Annotated in this window: 2 protein-coding genes; both read right to left on the reverse strand. The window is 60.1% G+C overall.

Translation table 11 applies throughout. From position 1 onward, the window contains the following. Positions 1–124: 124 nt before the first annotated feature. Positions 125–523 (reverse strand): VOC family protein, encoded by a 399-nt coding sequence (locus EGJ22_RS25830; protein WP_053870539.1) that lies wholly within the window; start codon positions 521–523, stop codon positions 125–127. 45 nt (positions 524–568) lie between these two features. Beyond that, positions 569–1,470 (reverse strand): S-(hydroxymethyl)glutathione dehydrogenase/class III alcohol dehydrogenase (locus EGJ22_RS25835; RefSeq protein WP_125920458.1); only part of this gene is annotated, 902 nt, incomplete at its 5' end.

Here is a 1,470-nt window from a genome sequence, read left to right on the forward strand (position 1 = left end):
TCTCCGAGTGCCGTGGCCGCGTGGCATGAGTAGGCATGCCAGGCACGGTCACGGCCAGAGCGGAAGGTGCGGTCGCCCTAACCGGAGCAGGCTCCGCTCACAGCGACCTCACGACTCCTTGGTTTCAGACAAAGGTGTAGGCACACACTTTGTTACCAGCTGGGTCACGCAGGTAGGCCGCGTAGGCACCCGGCAGGTGGCCACGTGGACCTGGCTGGCCTTCATCGCTACCGCCAGCGGCGAGGCCGGCAGCGTGGAACGCATCCACTTCAGCGGTGGTGGCGGCAGCGAAACCGACCGTTACGCCATTGCTGGTAGGTGCAGCACCATTGCCTGGACGGGCGATGATGAACGCTGGCTTGTCACGGCCGTACAGCACCCAATCGTTACCGAAAGGACCCAGGTTCTTGATGCCGAGGGCACCCAGAGCCGCATCGTAGAATGCGGACGATTTCTTGATGTCGGCGGCGCCGAAGAACACGTGGGAGAAGATGTCGTTACCGGAAATTACTGGAGTAGCCATTTAATGTGTTTCCTTGAGTATTGATGTTTAACGATCAGGTCGTGATCAGTAGTGAATAACGGTGCGAATCGACTTGCCTTCATGCATCAGGTCGAACGCTTCGTTGATTTCATCGAGCCCCATGGTGTGGGTGACAAACGGCGCCAGGTCGATCTCGCCTTTCATCGCGTCTTCCACCATGCCTGGAAGCTGGGTACGTCCCTTGACGCCGCCGAAGGCAGAGCCCTTCCAGGTCCGGCCAGTAACCAACTGGAACGGACGGGTCGAAATTTCCTTACCGGCACCGGCGACACCGATGACGATCGACTGGCCCCAGCCACGGTGGGCCGCTTCCAGCGCCGAACGCATAACGTTGACGTTACCGATGCATTCAAAGGTGTGGTCAACACCCCAACCGGTCATCTCGATCAGAACCTCGTGAATTGGCTTCGCGTGGTCCTTGGGGTTGATGCACTCGGTGGCACCGAAACTGCGAGCCAACTCGAACTTGGCCGGGTTGGTGTCGATGGCGATGATGCGGCCCGCCTTGGCTTGGCGTGCGCCCTGGATCGCGGCGAGGCCGATACCACCGAGGCCGAATACCGCCACCGAGTCACCGGGTTGCACCTTGGCCGTGTTATGCACAGCACCGATACCGGTGGTCACGCCGCAGCCCAGCAGGCAGACGTGCTCCGGATTGGCATCCGGGTTGATCTTGGCCAGCGACACTTCAGCAACAACGGTGTATTCGCTGAAAGTCGAGCAGCCCATGTAGTGGAACAGCGGCTGGCCGTTGTACGAGAAGCGGGTGGTGCCATCAGGCATCAGACCCTTGCCCTGGGTAGCACGTACAGACACACACAGGTTGGTCTTGCCCGACTTGCAGAACAGGCACTCGCCACATTCAGCGGTGTAGAGCGGGATAACGTGATCACCCGGTTTCACACTGGTGACGCCCTCACCTACCT

The sequence above is a fragment of the Pseudomonas sp. p99-361 genome (genome assembly GCF_003935475.1).
Classification (GTDB): Bacteria; Pseudomonadota; Gammaproteobacteria; order Pseudomonadales; family Pseudomonadaceae; genus Aquipseudomonas; species Aquipseudomonas juntendi.